Source organism: Shinella fusca (genome assembly GCF_014203155.1).
Classification (GTDB): domain Bacteria; phylum Pseudomonadota; class Alphaproteobacteria; order Rhizobiales; family Rhizobiaceae; genus Shinella; species Shinella fusca.
Genome location: NZ_JACHIK010000004.1, coordinates 298,796 through 314,515, shown reverse-complemented (window position 1 = coordinate 314,515; position 15,720 = coordinate 298,796). Strand labels below are relative to the sequence as shown.

At 67.7% G+C, this 15,720-nt stretch carries 17 protein-coding genes; 13 read left to right on the top strand and 4 right to left on the bottom strand.

Features of this window, described 5'->3' with window-relative positions; genetic code table 11:
* The first annotated feature begins 2 nt into the window (after positions 1 to 2).
* The 12 genes from HNQ66_RS08555 to HNQ66_RS08500 are packed head-to-tail and all read left to right on the top strand — an operon-like array spanning position 3 to position 10,764.
* A complete protein-coding gene (locus HNQ66_RS08555) occupies positions 3 to 764 on the top strand; it encodes a molybdopterin-binding domain-containing protein (RefSeq protein WP_184143055.1) in 762 nt (253 codons plus the stop codon).
* A complete protein-coding gene (locus tag HNQ66_RS23765) occupies positions 692 to 2,740 on the top strand; it encodes a 4Fe-4S dicluster domain-containing protein (protein ID WP_184143052.1) in 2,049 nt (682 codons plus the stop codon). Before HNQ66_RS08555 ends, HNQ66_RS23765 begins: the two co-directional genes overlap by 73 nt.
* Complete coding sequence (gene nrfD / locus HNQ66_RS08545) at positions 2,737 to 4,068, top strand: NrfD/PsrC family molybdoenzyme membrane anchor subunit (protein WP_184143050.1); 1,332 nt, start codon at positions 2,737 to 2,739, stop codon at positions 4,066 to 4,068. Before HNQ66_RS23765 ends, nrfD begins: the two co-directional genes overlap by 4 nt.
* Positions 4,061 to 4,621: a DUF3341 domain-containing protein gene (locus HNQ66_RS08540; RefSeq protein WP_184143047.1), complete on the top strand. Its 561-nt coding sequence runs from the start codon at positions 4,061 to 4,063 to the stop codon at positions 4,619 to 4,621. The genes nrfD and HNQ66_RS08540 overlap by 8 nt, the downstream gene beginning before the upstream one ends.
* Positions 4,618 to 5,145 carry a c-type cytochrome gene (locus tag HNQ66_RS08535; RefSeq protein ID WP_184143044.1) on the top strand — a complete coding sequence of 176 codons (528 nt, stop codon included), beginning with the start codon at positions 4,618 to 4,620 and terminating at the stop codon, positions 5,143 to 5,145. Before HNQ66_RS08540 ends, HNQ66_RS08535 begins: the two co-directional genes overlap by 4 nt.
* Positions 5,142 to 6,119 carry a hypothetical protein gene (locus HNQ66_RS08530; RefSeq protein WP_184143040.1) on the top strand — a complete coding sequence of 326 codons (978 nt, stop codon included), beginning with the start codon at positions 5,142 to 5,144 and terminating at the stop codon, positions 6,117 to 6,119. The genes HNQ66_RS08535 and HNQ66_RS08530 overlap by 4 nt, the downstream gene beginning before the upstream one ends.
* Positions 6,116 to 6,484, top strand: coding sequence for a hypothetical protein (locus HNQ66_RS08525; RefSeq protein ID WP_184143038.1), 369 nt, complete (start codon positions 6,116 to 6,118; stop codon positions 6,482 to 6,484). The genes HNQ66_RS08530 and HNQ66_RS08525 overlap by 4 nt, the downstream gene beginning before the upstream one ends.
* Positions 6,481 to 7,269: an SCO family protein gene (locus tag HNQ66_RS08520; RefSeq protein WP_184143035.1), complete on the top strand. Its 789-nt coding sequence runs from the start codon at positions 6,481 to 6,483 to the stop codon at positions 7,267 to 7,269. The genes HNQ66_RS08525 and HNQ66_RS08520 overlap by 4 nt, the downstream gene beginning before the upstream one ends.
* On the top strand, positions 7,266 to 8,210 hold the full coding sequence (coxB, locus tag HNQ66_RS08515) for a cytochrome c oxidase subunit II (RefSeq protein WP_184143033.1): 945 nt from the start codon (positions 7,266 to 7,268) through the stop codon (positions 8,208 to 8,210). Before HNQ66_RS08520 ends, coxB begins: the two co-directional genes overlap by 4 nt.
* Positions 8,207 to 9,874: a cytochrome c oxidase subunit I gene (locus HNQ66_RS08510; RefSeq protein ID WP_184143030.1), complete on the top strand. Its 1,668-nt coding sequence runs from the start codon at positions 8,207 to 8,209 to the stop codon at positions 9,872 to 9,874. The genes coxB and HNQ66_RS08510 overlap by 4 nt, the downstream gene beginning before the upstream one ends.
* Positions 9,867 to 10,490, top strand: a complete 624-nt coding sequence (locus HNQ66_RS08505) for a cytochrome c oxidase subunit 3 (protein WP_184143028.1) — start codon at positions 9,867 to 9,869, stop codon at positions 10,488 to 10,490. Before HNQ66_RS08510 ends, HNQ66_RS08505 begins: the two co-directional genes overlap by 8 nt.
* 4 nt (positions 10,491 to 10,494) lie before the next feature.
* Complete coding sequence (locus HNQ66_RS08500) at positions 10,495 to 10,764, top strand: cytochrome C oxidase subunit IV family protein (RefSeq protein ID WP_184143026.1); 270 nt, start codon at positions 10,495 to 10,497, stop codon at positions 10,762 to 10,764.
* Here HNQ66_RS08500 and HNQ66_RS08495 read toward each other — a convergent pair whose 3' ends face one another.
* The 4 genes from HNQ66_RS08495 to HNQ66_RS08480 all read right to left on the bottom strand — a co-directional run bounded on the left by HNQ66_RS08495 (position 10,765) and on the right by HNQ66_RS08480 (position 13,742).
* Positions 10,765 to 12,081: a PQQ-dependent sugar dehydrogenase gene (locus HNQ66_RS08495; RefSeq protein ID WP_184143024.1), complete on the bottom strand. Its 1,317-nt coding sequence runs from the start codon at positions 12,079 to 12,081 to the stop codon at positions 10,765 to 10,767.
* Complete coding sequence (locus tag HNQ66_RS08490) at positions 12,078 to 12,527, bottom strand: DUF2231 domain-containing protein (protein ID WP_184143021.1); 450 nt, start codon at positions 12,525 to 12,527, stop codon at positions 12,078 to 12,080. Before HNQ66_RS08490 ends, HNQ66_RS08495 begins: the two co-directional genes overlap by 4 nt.
* 88 nt (positions 12,528 to 12,615) lie before the next feature.
* Complete coding sequence (locus tag HNQ66_RS08485) at positions 12,616 to 13,026, bottom strand: low affinity iron permease family protein (RefSeq protein WP_184143018.1); 411 nt, start codon at positions 13,024 to 13,026, stop codon at positions 12,616 to 12,618.
* Between the two features lie 128 nt (positions 13,027 to 13,154).
* A complete protein-coding gene (locus HNQ66_RS08480) occupies positions 13,155 to 13,742 on the bottom strand; it encodes a cysteine hydrolase family protein (RefSeq protein ID WP_184143015.1) in 588 nt (195 codons plus the stop codon).
* A 248-nt stretch (positions 13,743 to 13,990) separates the two neighbouring features.
* Here HNQ66_RS08480 and HNQ66_RS08475 point away from each other — a divergent pair, with 248 nt between their 5' ends.
* Positions 13,991 to 15,715: an ABC transporter ATP-binding protein/permease gene (locus tag HNQ66_RS08475; protein WP_184143012.1), complete on the top strand. Its 1,725-nt coding sequence runs from the start codon at positions 13,991 to 13,993 to the stop codon at positions 15,713 to 15,715.
* The last annotated feature ends 5 nt before the right edge of the window (positions 15,716 to 15,720 follow it).

Here is a 15,720-nt window from a genome sequence, read left to right as displayed (position 1 = left end):
CCATGGCCGCGAGCCTGGCGCTGGCCGGGCTTTCCGGCTGCGGCGCGCAGGCGGATGAAAAGGCGCTGCCCTATGTGCGCGAGCCGGAGGGCTTTGCGGACGGCGCGGTTCGCTGGTATGCGACGGCGGCCCTCTTCGAGGGCTATGCCCAGCCGGTTCTCGGCAAGACCGTCTCCGGCCGGCCGATCAAGCTGGAAGGCAATCCCGATCACCCGGTCTGCGGCGGCGCGACGGATGCCTTTACCCAGGCCGCCTTGCTCGGCCTCTACGATCCCGCCCGCTCGCAGGCGCCCCGCCGGGAAGGGCGGCCCGTCGCCTGGAGCCTGTTCGAGCGGTTCGCCGACGACCTTGCCGTCCGGCTCGATCAGGAAAAGGGCAGGGGCCTGCGCCTTCTGACGGGGCCTCTCTCGTCGCCGACCATGCTGGCGCAGATCGCCGCGATGATGCGGCGCTGGCCGCAGGCGCGCTGGCATGTGAGCGACCCGGCGGGACCGGCGGAATGGCGCCGCGCCTCGCGGCAGCTTTTCGGCCGCGTCCTCGATCGCCAGCCGGCCTTCGACGCGGCGGAGGTCGTGGTGAGCTTCGACGGCGATTTCCTGGGGCCGGGGCCGCGGCAGACGCCGAATGCGCGGAAATTCGCCGAAGCGCGGCGCAGGCGGCAGGCAGGTAAGGGCTTCTGGCGGCCGAGCCGGTGCCGTCGGCGACCGGCGTTGCGGCCGACCGGCGGCTGGTGGCAAGCCCCGGGCGGATCAGCCGTCTGCTGACGGCGCTGGCGGAGGGACTGGAAAGCGGGACGGTGCCGGTCGCCGGCCTCTCCCGCACGCAGAGCGATTGGCTTTCCGATGCCGTAAAGGCCTTGAAGGCCGCAGGCCCGCGCGGCCTCGTGATCGCCGGCGACTGCCTGCCGGCCGACTGGCAGGCGCTTGCCATGCGGATGAACCACCATCTCGGCAGCTTCGGCGAGACGATGCGGTTTTCCGCGCCGGTGCTTGCCGCGCCGCCGGATGGCGAGGAGAGCCTTTCGGTGCTGGCGCGGGATATCGATGCCGGCGCGGTCTCGACGCTGATGATCGTCGGCGCCAATCCCGTCTATGCCGCGCCGGGCGACCTCGATCTTGCCCGGCGCCTGAAGGCGGTCGCGACGACCGTCCATGCAGGCACCCACCGGGATGAAACGGCGGCGCTGTGCCAATGGCACCTGCCCCTGCAGCACGATCTCGAAAGCTGGGGCGATGCCCGCGCCGTCGACGGGAGCGCCTCTATCCTCCAGCCGCTGGTGCGGCCGTTTTACGACGTGCGGACCGCCCCGGTCCTGCTGGCCGGGCTGATGGGGCGGAACGTCTCGGACCGCACCCTGGTCGAGGAGACCTGGCGGGAGCGCTGGGGCGCGGATTTTTCCGCCCGCTGGCAGCAAGCCCTGCTGGAGGGCCGGGTGGTGGATACGGTGCCGCCCGCCGTCTTGCCGACCCCGGCCGGGGCTGCGCCGGCCATCGCGCCGGAAACTGCGGCCGAAGGCCTTACGCTGGTGATCCGCCCCGATGCCGGCGTGTGGGACGGCTCCCTTTCCGACAATGCCTGGGCGCAGGAAACGCCGCGCCCGCTGAGCAAGGTCACCTGGGGCAATGTCATCGGCATCGGGCCGGGACTGGCGCTGGAACGCGGACTTGAGACCGGCGATGTCGTCACCGTTTCCGTGGGAAGCGCCTCGGTCGCCGGCCCGGTCCGGGTCACGCCCGGCCAGCACGACGGGGTCGTTTCCGTGACGCTCGGCTATGGCCGGCGGCATGAAGGCGGGTTGGCCGAAGGCCTCGGCCACGATGCCTATGCCCTGCAGCAGGGCGCCAATCGCTGGCAGCGCGGCGGCGTGCGGCTGGAGCCGGCGGGCCGGCGCGAGGCGATTGCGACGACGCAGCCGCATCAGGCGATGGACGGCTTCGATTTCGTCCGCACGGTCCTGCCCGGCGGCGCCGTGCCTGACGGGAAGCAGGCGGAGGAGAACGCGTCCTTCTATCCCAAGGCGCCGGTGCAGGATCCGTCCTGGGGCATGGTGATCGACCTCGACCTCTGCATCGGCTGCAATGCCTGCGTGACCGCCTGCCAGGCGGAAAACAACATTCCCGTCGTCGGCAAGGACCTCGTCGCCGAGGGGCGCGAGATGCACTGGCTGCGCATCGATCACTACCACGAAGGCGATGTCGCCGACCCGAAACACCATTTCCAGCCGGTGCCCTGCATGCATTGCGAGGATGCGCCCTGCGAGATGGGCTGCCCGGTCAATGCCGCCGTCCACAGCGCCGACGGGCTCAATCTGCAGATTTATAACCGCTGCATCGGCACCCGCACCTGCTCGTCCTACTGTCCCTACAAGGTGCGGCGATTCAACTGGTTCGATTTCACCGGCAACGATCCGGAGACCGTCCGGGCCATGCGCAATCCCGATGTGACGGTGCGCAGCCGCGGCGTGATGGAGAAGTGCACCTACTGCGTCCAGCGCATCGCCGGCGCGCGCATCGCGGCCGACAGGGAAGGCCGCGATATCCGCGAGGGCGAGGTGGTCACCGCCTGCCAGCAGGCCTGCCCGACGAAGGCGATCGTGTTCGGCAATATCGCCGACAACGCCTCCGCCGTCTCGAAAGGCAAGGCCGATCCGCGCAACTACACCCTGCTTGCCGAGGCGAACACCCGGCCGCGCACCACCTACCTGGCGCGGATATCCGATCCTGCGGAGGAGAAGGGATGAGCGAGACCGCCTCCGATACCCGCATCACCGCCGAGATCACGCGCATCCCGCTTCACCATCCGCATATGCGCAACTGGTGGCTGCTCTTCGGCCTGTCCCTGCTCCTGCTCGGCTGTTTCTTCGTCGCGGCCGGCGCGCTCTTCCTCAACGGCGTCGGCATGTGGGGCAACAATATTCCGGTCAATTGGGGACTGGCGATCTCTCACTATGTCTGGTTCCTCGGCATCGGCCATGCCGGAACGCTGATCTCCGCGCTGCTCCTGATCACCAATGCCCATTGGCGCAATTCCCTCAACCGCTTCGCCGAGGCGATGACGCTGTTTGCCGTCGTCTGCGCCGGGCTCTATCCGATCCTGCATCTCGGGCGTCCCTGGCTGTTCTACTGGATGGCGCCCTATCCCAACACGATGACGCTCTATCCGCAGTTCAAGAGCCCCCTGAGCTGGGATTTCTTCGCGGTGCTGACCTATCTCACCGTGTCGCTGCTCTTCTGGTATATCGGCATCGTGCCCGATCTCGCTTCCGTGCGTGACCGGGCGAAGACCCGCCGCGCCCAGGTCCTCTACGGGCTTGCGGCGCTCGGCTGGCGCGGCTCGGGCCGGCATTGGGCGCGCTGGCAGCAGGCCTATCGGCTGACGGCGGCGATCGCCGTGCCGCTCGTCGTCTCGGTGCATTCGGAAATCTCGCTGCTCTTTGCCGCCGGGCCCATTCCCGGCTGGACCTCCACGGTCTTCCCGGCCTATTTCGTCATGGGCGCCGCCTTTTCCGGCTTTGCCGTCGTGCTGATGATCGCGGTAACGCTGCGCCATGCGCTGTCGCTCCGGGATATCGTCACCGAACGGCATCTCGACCTGCTCGCCCGCTTCCTGCTGGCCACCGGCCTGATGACGGCCTACGGCTACGTCTACGAGGTGTTCGACGCGCTCTACGGCGGGGAAAAGCAGGACCTCGCCACGCTGCACGACCGTTTCACCGGCCTTTACGCCTATAGCTACTGGGGCGCGGTGATCTTCAATTTCGTGCCGCTGCAACTGCTGTGGTTCCGCGGCATCCGTGCAAGGCCGGCCGTGCTCTTCCTCATCGCCACCTCCGTCGTCGTCGGCATGTGGTACGAGCGCTACATGCTGCTGATGACGGCGCTCTACCGGGACTATCTCGTTTCCTCCTGGGGCGAGTACCACGCGAGCTTGTGGGAATGGCTGCTGTTTGCCGGCATGATCGGCGTCTTCCTTGCGCCCTTCCTGCTCTTCGTCCGCTTCCTGCCGGTGATCTCGGCCTTCGAGGTGAAGGAAGCGCTGCGCGAAACGGGGGATCTCCGCCATGCGTGAGCCCTCCGCCGACAAGGAACCCTTCGGGCTGATGGCGGAATTCCGCGCGCCGGAGCAACTGGTCGATGCGGTCCGCCGGAGCCGCGAGGCCGGCTACCGCTCGCTCGATGCCTATTCGCCCTATCCGCTCGAGGAGATGCGGCAAGCGCTCGGAATGACCGGGAACGTCGTACCCTGGCTCTGCCTCACCGGCGGCGTGCTGGGCGCGGCGGCAGGCTACGGGTTGCAGCTCTACACGAACGACGCCTATCCGATCGCCATCGGCGGGCGGCCGCTCTTTGCCTGGCAGCCCTTCATGCTGATCACCTTCGAGCTGATGGTGCTGTTCGCGGTCGGCTTCGCGATTGCCGGCATGCTGGTGCTGAACCACCTGCCGCGCCTGCACCATCCGGTCTTCGGGGTCACGGATTTCCACCGCGCGAGCGCCGACCGCTTCTTCCTCGCCATCTTCTGCAACGATCCCCGTTTCGAAATCGCGGAAACGGCCGCCTTCCTCCAATCGCTGGAGCCGCTCCGCGTCGAGGCGATCCAATCGACGGAGGAGCCGGAATGAGGCTGCTCCTGCCGCTGATCGCTCTCCTTCTCGCCGGTTGCGACGACATGCGCCACCAGCCGCGCTACGATTCCTACGAGGAGAGCAAGCTCTTCGCCGACGGCAAGGCGCTGCAGGCGCCGCCCGAGGGCACGGTGGCGCGCGATGCGGCGGAGCAGCAGCGCGCGCTGGCAGAGCGGCCGCCGCTGACCGCGGCCCTGCTGGTGCGCGGCCGCGAGCGCTACGGCATCTATTGCACGCCCTGTCACGATGCCGCCGGTTTCGGCGAAGGCACGGTGCCGGCACGGGGCTTTCCGCAGCCGCCGAGTTTTCATATCGCCCGGCTGCGCACCGCGCCGTCGCGCCATTTCGTCGATGTCATCACCCATGGCCACGGCGTCATGTATTCCTATGCGAACCGCGTTTCCCCGGCCGACCGCTGGGCCATCGCCGCCTATATCCGCGCCCTGCAACTCAGCCAGGACGCGGCAGCCTCGGAGCTCTCCAAGGACGAGCGCCGCAAGCTCGGAAAGGCGGGATCATGAGGGCCGGGCTCGCTTTTCCCCGCCCGATGTCGGCGACCGTGGCCCTGGCCGCGGCGCTGCTGCTCGGGCTTGCGGACCTGCGGGCGGCGCTTGCCGGATGGCTGGCGGCGCTTTGTCTGGCAATCGGCGTGCCGTTCGGCTGCTTCCTCTTCGTCGCGGTCATGCGGCTCGTGCCGGGAAAATGGCGCACGGCGATGGGCCGAGAGGCGGAGAGCGGACTGTCCTTGCTTCCGTTCGCGCTGCCGGCGGCGCTGCCGATCCTTGCCGGAGCGGCGTGGCTCTATCCCTGGGCCGGGGCGAACGATCTGGACGGGTTCAAGGCGGTCTACCTGACGCCGCTGTTCTTCGGCCTGCGCGGCGTTGCCGTCCTTGCGCTTTTTATCGTGCTCGGCCTTGCGCTCAGAACCGCGAGCAAGGGCGCTGCGGTGATCGCCTTGGTCGCCTTCGTGCTTCTCGACGGCGTGCTTGCCGTCGACTGGCTGATGTCGCTCGACACGGATTTCCATTCCTCGGGCTTCGGGCTCTACGTTCTGGCGCTTCAGGTCCTCACCGCCTTCAGCTTCATCGTGCTGGTAACCGAGCCCGATCCGCCGGCGGAGAACGTCCGCCTGCTGGGTGCGCTGTTCCTCTCGGTGCAACTGCTCTGGCCCTATTTCGCCTTCATGCAATATTTCATCGTCTGGTCGGACAACCTGCCCAAGCTGGCGCAATGGTATCTGGCCCGCGGCGCCGGGCCCTGGGCGGTAGCGGCAGAGGTCTTCACCGGGCTTCGTCTTGTCGCGCTCCTTGCGCTGCTCTTTCCGCCCGTGCGTGGGGATATCGGCCTCCTGCGCCTCATCGCGGCGGCGAGCCTCCTGGCGAACGCGCTCGAATATCTCTGGCTGGTCCTGCCTTCGCTGCCGGAAGGCGGCGGCATCGCGTTCGCCGCCTTCGCCCTGTCACTCCTCGGCCTGATCAGGGGAGGGATGCGATGACCGAACGATCCCAACCCGCTTTCGAGAAGCGTGATGTCGGCGCCGGCCGGATCCTGCTCTTCGGCGCGGCCGTGACGGCGGGGCTGATCGTCTCCTTCGCCTTCGTCGGCTGGATCGTCCATGCCTTCCAGCCGGCGCCTTCCAGGGGCCGCGGCGAGGTCAGGGAAGGCATCCGCCTGCAGGTCGATCCCGCCGGGGAGCGCCGGCGCCTGCAGGAGAAGGCGGCCGCGCGGCTCGCCGGCTACGGCTGGACCGACGCCTCCGCCGGCCGCGTCCATATCCCGATCGAAAGGGCGATGGATCTTCTTGCCGAACGCGGCTGGCCGGACGAGACCGCCGACAAGCCGAAGGAGGGCGGGCCATGATCCGCCTCCTCCTCATCATCGCGTTTCTCGCCATCGGCGGTGCCGCCCATGCCTTCGACCCGTTCCAGGCGGCCGGCATCGATGAGAAACCCGCCGCTGCCGTGCCGCTCGATCTTCCTTTCACGCAGGCCGATGGCACGCGGACGAGCCTGCGCGCCCTTGCCAACGGCAAGCCGATCGTGCTCGCCCCCGTGCTGCACCGCTGCCCCAATATTTGCGGCGTCACCCTTTCGGGCCTGATGCAAGCGATCTCCGCCCAGAAATACCGGCCGGGGCAGGATTTTACCCTCGTCGCCTTCGGCATCGACCCTGAAGAAGGCCCGGACGCCGCTGCCGCATCCCTGCGGGAGTTGCGCCTGCGCTTTCCGGCGCTCCTCGAAAGCGGCGTTCATGCCCTGACCGGCAGCAGGGCGGATATCCGGGCGGTCACCGATGCGCTCGGCTACCGCTACCAATGGGATGACGGGATCGGCCAGTACGCCCATGTCGCCGCCGTCGCCGTGCTGACGCCGGACGGGCGGCTGAGCTGCTGGCTCTATGGCCTCGCCCCCGCGCCGGACGATGTGCAACTGGCCCTGACGGAAGCCGGCGAAGGCGCCATCGGCGGCCTTGCCGAAAAACTGCTGCTCCTGTGCTACCACTACGATCCAGAGACAGGCCGCTATTCGCCGCTGGTCTGGACGGCGCTGCGGCTCGCCGGCGGCGTGACGGTCGGGGCCGGCGGGCTGGCGCTGGCGGCCGCTTTCCGGCGGGAGCGCTGCAAGGCGCGGAAGGAGGGGGCATGAGCGATTTCATCGCGCTCTGGCCCGGCGCGGCCTCCGCCTACAGCCGCGAGGTCGATCTGCTGATCGGCGCCTTCACGGTGCTGATCGTCGCGCTCTCGGCGCCCGTCTTCATCCTCATCGTCGTCTTTGCCACGAAGTATCGCCGCGGCAAGCCGGCGAACCGCCGGCATGCGCCGGACCGCAACGTCTGGCTGGAGGTCTCCTGGACGCTGGTCCCCTTCCTGCTGCTGATCGGCTTTTATATCTGGTCGACCCATCTCTTCGCCGGGCTCTACCATCCGCCGGCCGAAGCGCTGGAGATCGACGTCATCGCAAAGCAATGGATGTGGAAGTTCAGGCACCCCGAAGGGCAGGGCGAGATCAACGAACTGCATGTGCCGGCCGGCGAGCCCGTGCGCCTCGTCATGGCCTCGCAGGACGTGGTGCACAGCCTCTTCGTGCCGGCGCTGCGGCTGAAGCAGGACGTCGTGCCGGGGCGCTATACGTCGATGTGGTTCACGGCGGATACGCCGGGCACCTACCGCCTCGCCTGCGCGGAATTCTGCGGCGCGGACCATTCGGTGATGGGGGGCAGCGTCGTCGTCATGGAACCGGCCGACTATGCCCGCTGGCTGGAGGAGACGGGCACCGACCGGACGCTCGCCGCCGAGGGCGCCGTGCTCTTCCGCCAGCGCGGCTGCAGCGGCTGCCACGACCCGGCATCCACGGTGCACGCGCCGGATCTTGCCGGCCTCTACATGCGCCCCGTGCCGCTGGAAAGCGGCGGGACGGTGATCGCCGATGCGCAATACCTGCGCGACAGCATCCTCCTGCCGCAAGCGCAGATCGCGGCCGGCTATCCGCCGATCATGCCGACCTTCGCCAACGTCCTCGACGAGGAGGAGGTGCTGAAGCTCGTGGCCTATATCCAGTCGCTGAAGGGCGGAAAGGAGCGGCAATGACCCTGCAGGAACGGCCAGACCGGGAAAACCTCGCCGATACCGGCCTGTCGGAAACCCCGGCGGAGCGCGTCAGCTACCTGCGCGCCGGCCATACGCTGAAATCCTGGCTCCTGACCACCGATCACAAGCGCATCGCCATCCTCTACCTGATCTCGATCACCTTCTTCTTTTTCGTCGGCGGGGCGGCGGCGGCGCTGGTGCGCCTCGATCTCCTGACCCCGGCGGGCGACCTCCTCAGCAACGAGGGCTACAACCGCGCCTTCACGCTGCATGGCGTGATCATGGTCTGGTTCTTCCTGATCCCGTCGATCCCCAACACCTTCGGCAACTTCCTCCTGCCGCTGATGATCGGCGCCCGCGACCTCGCCTTTCCGCGGCTCAATCTCCTCAGCTGGTACATCTTCATGCTGGCCGGGCTCTTAACCCTGGCGGTGCTGATCCTCGGCGGCGTCGATACCGGCTGGACCTTCTACACGCCGCTCTCCTCGATGTTCGCCCACGGCCAGGTGGTGCTCGCGGCGACCGCCGTCTTCGTCGCCGGCTTCTCCTCGATCCTGACGGGGCTGAACTTCATCGTCACGGTGCACAAGCTGCGCTGCCCCGGCATGACCTGGGGCCGGCTGCCGCTCTTCGTCTGGTCGATCTACGCCACGTCGCTGATCCTCGTGCTGGCGACGCCCGTGCTGTCGATCACGCTGGCGCTGATCGCCGCCGAACGGCTGTTCGGCCTCGGCGTCTTCGATCCCGCGGTCGGCGGCGATCCGCTGCTCTACCAGCACCTCTTCTGGTTCTACAGCCATCCGGCCGTCTACATCATGGTGCTGCCGGCGCTCGGCGTGGTGAGCGAGCTGGTGGCGGCCGCCGCCCGCAAGCCGATCTTCGGCTATGCCTTCGTCGCCGGCTCCTCCATGGCGATTGCCGTCCTCGGCTTTTTCGTCTGGGGGCACCACATGTTCGTCTCCGGCCAGTCGATGTATGCGAGCGCCGTCTTCTCCTTCCTCAGCATCGCCGTCGCCATTCCCTCGGGCGTCAAGGTCTACAACTGGACGGCGACGCTCTATAAGGGCCACATCTCGCTCGACCCGCCCTTCCTCTTCGCCATGGCCTTCATCGGCCTCTTCGTGGTCGGCGGGCTCACCGGCCTCATCCTCGCCATGCTGGCGGTCGACGTGCATGTGCACGATACCTATTTCGTGGTGGCGCATTTCCACTACATCATGGTGGGCGGCGCCGTTTCCGCCTTCTTCGGGGCGCTGCATTTCTGGTGGCCGAAGATGTTCGGCCGCCGCTATTCGCTGGTCTGGGGGCGGCTGTCGGCACTCCTCATCTTCCTCGGCTTCAACCTCACCTTCTTCCCGCAGTTCCTGCTCGGCTATCTCGGCATGCCGCGCCGCTACCACGTCTATCCGCCGGAATTCCAGGTGCTGCATGTCCTGTCCTCGGCGGGCGCGGGCATTCTCGGCCTCGCCTATCTCATGCCCTTCGCCTATCTCTTCTACGCCCTGCGCTACGGCCCGCCGGCCGGCGACAATCCCTGGGGCGTGACGGGCCTCGAATGGCAGACCCGCTCGCCGCCGCCCAAGCACAATTTCGACGCCGTGCCGGTCGTCGACGGCCCGCCCTACGACTACCATGTCGAGATGGAGGGAGACGAGGATGGCTGACCGCGTCCGCGAGCCCTATGCCGCGCCCGGCCAGCAGCGCGAGGCGGCGATGATGGGCATGTACATCTTCCTCGCCAGCGAGACGATGCTGTTTTCCGGCCTCTTCCTCGTCGCGCTCCATCTACGGCTGGAACATGCGCCGGAAGTCGTCGCCGCCTCGCGGCAGATGCATTATTTCATCGGCGCGGCGAACACGGCGCTGCTCCTGACATCGAGCCTGCTGGTCGCGCTGGCGGTGGAGGCGGCGCGCGAGGGCCGCGCCCGCCCGGCGGTGCTGGCCACGGCCATCCTGCTCGGCCTCGGCTTCCTCGCCCTGAAGGCGGTGGAATACCGGATGGAGTATGCGGAAGGCATCCTGCCGCTGCCGGGCGCCGTGACGGAATTTTCGTCGCCGGCCCGGCACGCCTTCATGAACCTCTACCTGATCGCGACGGCGCTGCATGCCGTGCACCTTTCCATCGGCCTCGGCCTCCTGGCGACGCTGGCGGTGCGGCTGCTGCGCGGCACGCTGCCCCTGCCGGAGCGCAGCATCGTGATGGTGAATGCCGGGCTCTACTGGCACCTCGTCGACGTGATCTGGATCTTCCTCTATCCCGTCTTCTATCTTGCGAGGTGAGGCCATGCGCACCGCGTCCCCCGTCGTCGTCTGGATCGTGCTGCTCGCCCTGCTCGGGCTGACCCTCGCGGCGAGCTTCGTCCTCAGCGGCATGATCGGGCTCACCGTCGCGCTGGCTGTCGCGAGCGTGAAATCCGGCCTCGTCTTCTGGCGCTACATGCACCTGCGGGAAGCCTCGGGTCTGCTGCGGATCGCAGCGCTCGGCGCGCTCTTCTGGGTGTTCGTGCTCCTCGCCTTCGTCACCGCCGACTATCTGACGCGCGGGCTTGCCTGATCAGGAGCCGGCCGTGACGCGCCAGACGGTGTTGCCGACGTCGTCGGCGATCAGCAGCGCCCCCTTCGCATCGACACCGACGCCGACCGGGCGTCCGCGGGCCTCGTCGTCCTTGTCGAGGAAGCCGGTCACCACGTCCTCGGCCTTGCCGCTCGGACGGCCGTCCTCGAAGGGCACGAAGACGACCTTGTAGCCGTTGAACTTCTGGCGGTTCCAACTGCCGTGCTCGCCGACGAAGGCACCGCCGCGATATTTCTCCGGCAGGGCCCCGGCCGCGTAGAAGGTCATCCCCAGGGGCGCGACATGGGAGCCGAGCGCATAATCCGGCGCGATGGCCTTCTCGACGAGATCGGGCCGCTGCGGCATGACGCGGGGATCGACGTGCTGGCCGTAGTAGCTATAGGGCCAACCGTAGAAGGCGCCGTCGCGGACCGAGGTCATATAGTCGGGAACGAGGTTCGGGCCGAGCTCGTCGCGCTCGTTCACCACGGCCCAGAGCTGTTTCGTCACCGGCTCGATGCTGAGGCCGTTCGGGTTGCGCAGGCCGCTGGCGAAGATGCGCCAGGCCCCGGTCGTCCGGTCGATCTCCCAGACGGCGGCGCGGTTTTCCTCGGCCTGTATGCCGTTCTCGGTGATGTTGCTGTTGGAGCCGACGCCGACATAGAGCTTGGTGCCGTCGGGGCTGGCGACGAGGCTCTTCGTCCAGTGGTGATCGATCGGCCCGCCGGGAAGCGCGGTCAGCATCGTCGGCTTGGCGGTGATCGCGGTCTCGCCGGTCCGGTAGGGATAGCGCATGATCGCGTTGGTGTTGGCGACATAGAGATCGTTGCCGACGAGGGCGACGCCGAAGGGCGAATCGAGATGGTCGAGGAAGACGCTCTTCACCTCCGGCACGCCGTCGCCATCGGCGTCGCGAAGCAGGGTGATGCGGTTGCTCGGCTGGTCGCCGCCGCCGCCGGTCGAGAGCGACTGGATCCAGCCCATGACGAGGTCCTTCGGCCGGCGGGCGGGTTCCGTTCCCGGCCCCTTGGATTCCACCGCCAGCACGTCGCCGTTCGGCAGAACGTAGACGGAGCGCGGATGCTGCAGGCCGGTGGCGAAGGCGGTGATCTTGAGGCCCGGCGCGACCGCCGGCGTCTCGTCCTTCTTCCAGCCGACGACCGAGGCGATATGCATGGGCGGAAACAGATATTGCTGCTGTTCGGGCAGTTCAGGATCGGCGCCGATCTGCGTTTGCGGGTCGAAATCGTCGTCGCTGCAGGCCGAGGCCAGCCCGAGGAGGGGCAGGAGCAGGAGAGCGTTGCGGAGCGATGTCATGGCTGGACCTCCCGGTCGGCGCGGCGAAGTTCGACCATGCGCCAGATGGCCGTCAGCAGCAGCACGAAGACCGTGGCCGCCGAGAGCGTCAGCCCCCACGGGACGACCGAGGTCCAGGCGTCGCGGCTGTGGATCAGCGTGTTGAAGACGGCGAGCACCACGACGAGGATGCCGGCGAGAAGATAGGGCAGGCGCGGCACGAGCCGTCGCCGCGGGCGGGCGACGAGATGGCCGATGAGCGCGGCGAGGATCGCGACGACGGCGGCCACCGCGCTCGTCGAAACCAGCCAGGCGGAAAAATCGGCCCAGAGGAACTCGGCGCTTTTCCAGTAGGCGATATCCGTCAGCAGCCCGCCGATCATGCAGGCGATGGCGAAGGCCGCGATCAGTTCCTGCGGGGTATGGCGGTGGAGGGCGGGTGGATAGGTATCCTCGGTCGTGGCCATGCCATTCTCCTTTGCGTGGATATTCCTTTCCAACAGGAAGACGCGCCGGATGTTCCCCGGCTCCTTCATTTGGTCCGCGCGAAAACGGTTACGGTTGCCGGCTCTTCCTCGCTTTTCTTTCGGCGTGGGTGTTTTGCAGCATCGCCTGCGAGCGCTCGGCCGCCTTCTCGCAACGGGCGTGAAGCTCTTCCAGCTCCTTGTCCGTCAGCCGCTCGATGCCGACGAAATCGTTTTCGGCATCGGAGAACAGGATGATCTCGTCGAGCTTGGCCTGGATTGCCGCGCTGTCGCGGTTCTGCGTGTTCTGGATGAGGAACACCATGAGGAACGTCACGATCGTCGTTCCCGTGTTGATCACCAGTTGCCACGTCTCGGAGAAGCCGAAGAGCGGGCCGGATATCGCCCAGAGGAGGACGGCGGCCACGCACAGGATGAAGGTGATGGGGCTTCCCGTCGCATGGGCTGTCGCCGTGGCGAATCGTGCGAAAAATTGATCCATTCAGGGGACCTCGGCGGCTTGAGGATGGTCTGCGCAGGCCGATGACGCGGCGTCCGGTCCCGGTGCATCGCTGGAAACGGGGAAGGCCCGGACTTGTTCCTGCCGCTTGCCCGATGACACGGGGCCGCTCAGCGGCTTTCCTGTTCGGATGACAGGAAATCCTCGGTGAGCATCAATTCCACCTGCGCGGAGAAGCGGTTGCCGAGCAGGGTGAGCGATGCGTCATGCGTCTCGTCGGCCCCGCTGCACACCGCGTCCTTGAGGACGATGACGCGGTAGCCGAGATCGATGCCGCCGAGCGCCGTCGCCAGGACGCACACATCCGTCTCGCCTCCGGTGACGACGAGCGTATCGACGGCCTGCATCGCGAGAAAGGCGTGCAGCCGGCCGTCGATCCAGGGCGAATAGGCCCGCTTGTCGAATATCGTGGCGGGCGGGCAATAGCGCGCAAGTTCGGGAACGAGAGCGAGCATGTCGGGGGGAAGGTGCTCGCCCGTCATCATCCACCATTTCTCGTAATAGGTCCGCCACATGCCGGGCGCGTCGGATGGCCGGGCCGGCGGGCAGAACCGCGAGAACGTCGTGCGGGCGGCGTGACGCTCCGCCACCTCGATGACCTGCGGCGACACCGCTTCCATCCAGGCGACGCGCCATGGCGTTTCCTCGGCGAACATTCGCTGCATGTCGACGCAGATATGGCGCCAGTTTCCGAACATGACGGCACTCGCTTAAATCGGTTCGCCCCGCGTGCTCAGGCCGCGCGGCGGATATCCTTGACCCGGCCGGCAAAGAGGTCTTCCATTGCCCGCGTGGGCATTGCAGTCTCCTCGTTGCAAAAAGCGCCGGCGGTCGGCCCGGAGTTCAACAAGAGATTCCAGCGTTTGTTCCACGAGACCTTCCGTTGCCGCTCTCCGCTTCGGGCGCGGAGCGGGCTTTATGGCATAGACATGCATAGGTGCCGGCCATGGCCGATCTGAAACGGATGCGCGACGGTGTGGAGGAACGGCCGTTGCGCCGGTATGTGGCGACCATGGCGGCCGCGTTCGGGGCCTCGCCGTTGCGGCGCGTCCTGATAGGGCTGGCCGCGGGCATATTCGCCGTCATCCTCGCTACCGCCTACGGGCAGATCGTGCTCAACGGCTGGAACAAGCCGTTCTACGATGCGCTGCAGCACCGCGACGAGCAGGCCTTCCTCGCCCAGCTCCTGGTGTTCTTCGAGATCGCCGGCGCGCTGCTCGTGCTCAACGTCGCGCAGCTCTGGCTCAACCAGATGCTGCACCTGAAGCTGCGCGAGGCGCTGACGCGGGACATGATCGAGGAATGGCTGAAGCCCGGGCGCGCCTTCAGCGTGGCGCAGCGCGGTCAGATCGGCGCCAATCCCGACCAGAGGCTGCACGAGGACGTCCGCCACCTCTGCGACCTGTCGGTCGATCTCGGCGTCGGCCTCTTGCAGGCGGGCGTGCTGCTCGTCAGCTTCGTCGGCGTGCTGTGGGCGCTTTCGTCCGGCTTCGTCTTCCATGTCTGGGGTGCGGCCTTCCAGATCCCGGGCTACATGGTCTGGGCCGCGATCCTCTATTCGGGCACGGCATCCTCGCTGAGCTGGATGGTCGGCCGCCCGCTGATCGCCCTCAACGGCGACCGCTATGCCCGCGAGGCGGACTTGCGCTATTCGCTGGTGCGGGTCAACGAGCAGCTCGACGCGATTGCCGTTTCCGGCGGCGAGGCGGACGAGGCGAGGCGGCTGGAGGGCGATCTCGGCGCGGTCATCGCCGCCACGCGCCGCATCGTCTCGGCGATGGTGCGCCTTGCCTGGGTGACGTCGGGTTACGGCTGGGTGACGATCGTCGCGCCGATCATCATCGATGCGCCGGTCTATTTCGGCGGCGACATGACCTTCGGCGGGCTGATGATGGCCGTCGGCGCCTTCAACCAGTTCCATGCCTCGCTGCGCTGGTTCGTCGACAATATCGGCTCCATCGCCGACTGGCGCGCAACGCTCCGCCGCGTCGCCGCCTTCCGCCTCGCGTTGGTCGAGGCCGGCGCGGAAGACGGGGCGGCGGACCGCATCGCCTTCGTCGCATCGCCCGCACCCGCCATGGTCCTCGACAATCTGGAGATGGATGCGCCCTCCGGGCCGGTGCGGCTGTCGCAGCCGCATGTGGTGGTCCACCCGGGCGACCGGGTGCTCGTCACCGGCCCCATGGGGGCGGGCAAGACGCTTCTGACGCACACCATCGCCGGGCTTTGGCGCCGGGGCAAGGGCGTCGTCCGCCTGCCGCAGGAGGGCGGCATCGCCTTCGTGGTGCGCGATCCCTACATGCCGCCCGGCACGCTGCGCGCGGCGCTTTGCTACCCGCGCACGGCCGAGGCCTGTTCGAGCGAGGCGATCGTCGCGGGCCTCACGAGGGCCGGGCTGGAGCGCCTGTCGCCGTGGCTCGACCGCAGCGCCCGCTGGGAGCACGAGTTCGGCAACGCGGAACGCCGGATGCTGAGCCTCGTCCGGGTGCTGCTGCAACGCCCCGGCTGGATCGTGATCGACGATGTCGACGACCTGACCGACGGCGAGAACGGCGCGCGGGTCGCTGCCATATTCCGCGACGACCTGGCGTCCGCCGCGATCATCGCGATGGGGGCCGGAGAGGGGCACGGCGACCTGTTTTCCCGCACGCTGCGCCTCGTGAGCGGCTGATCCGG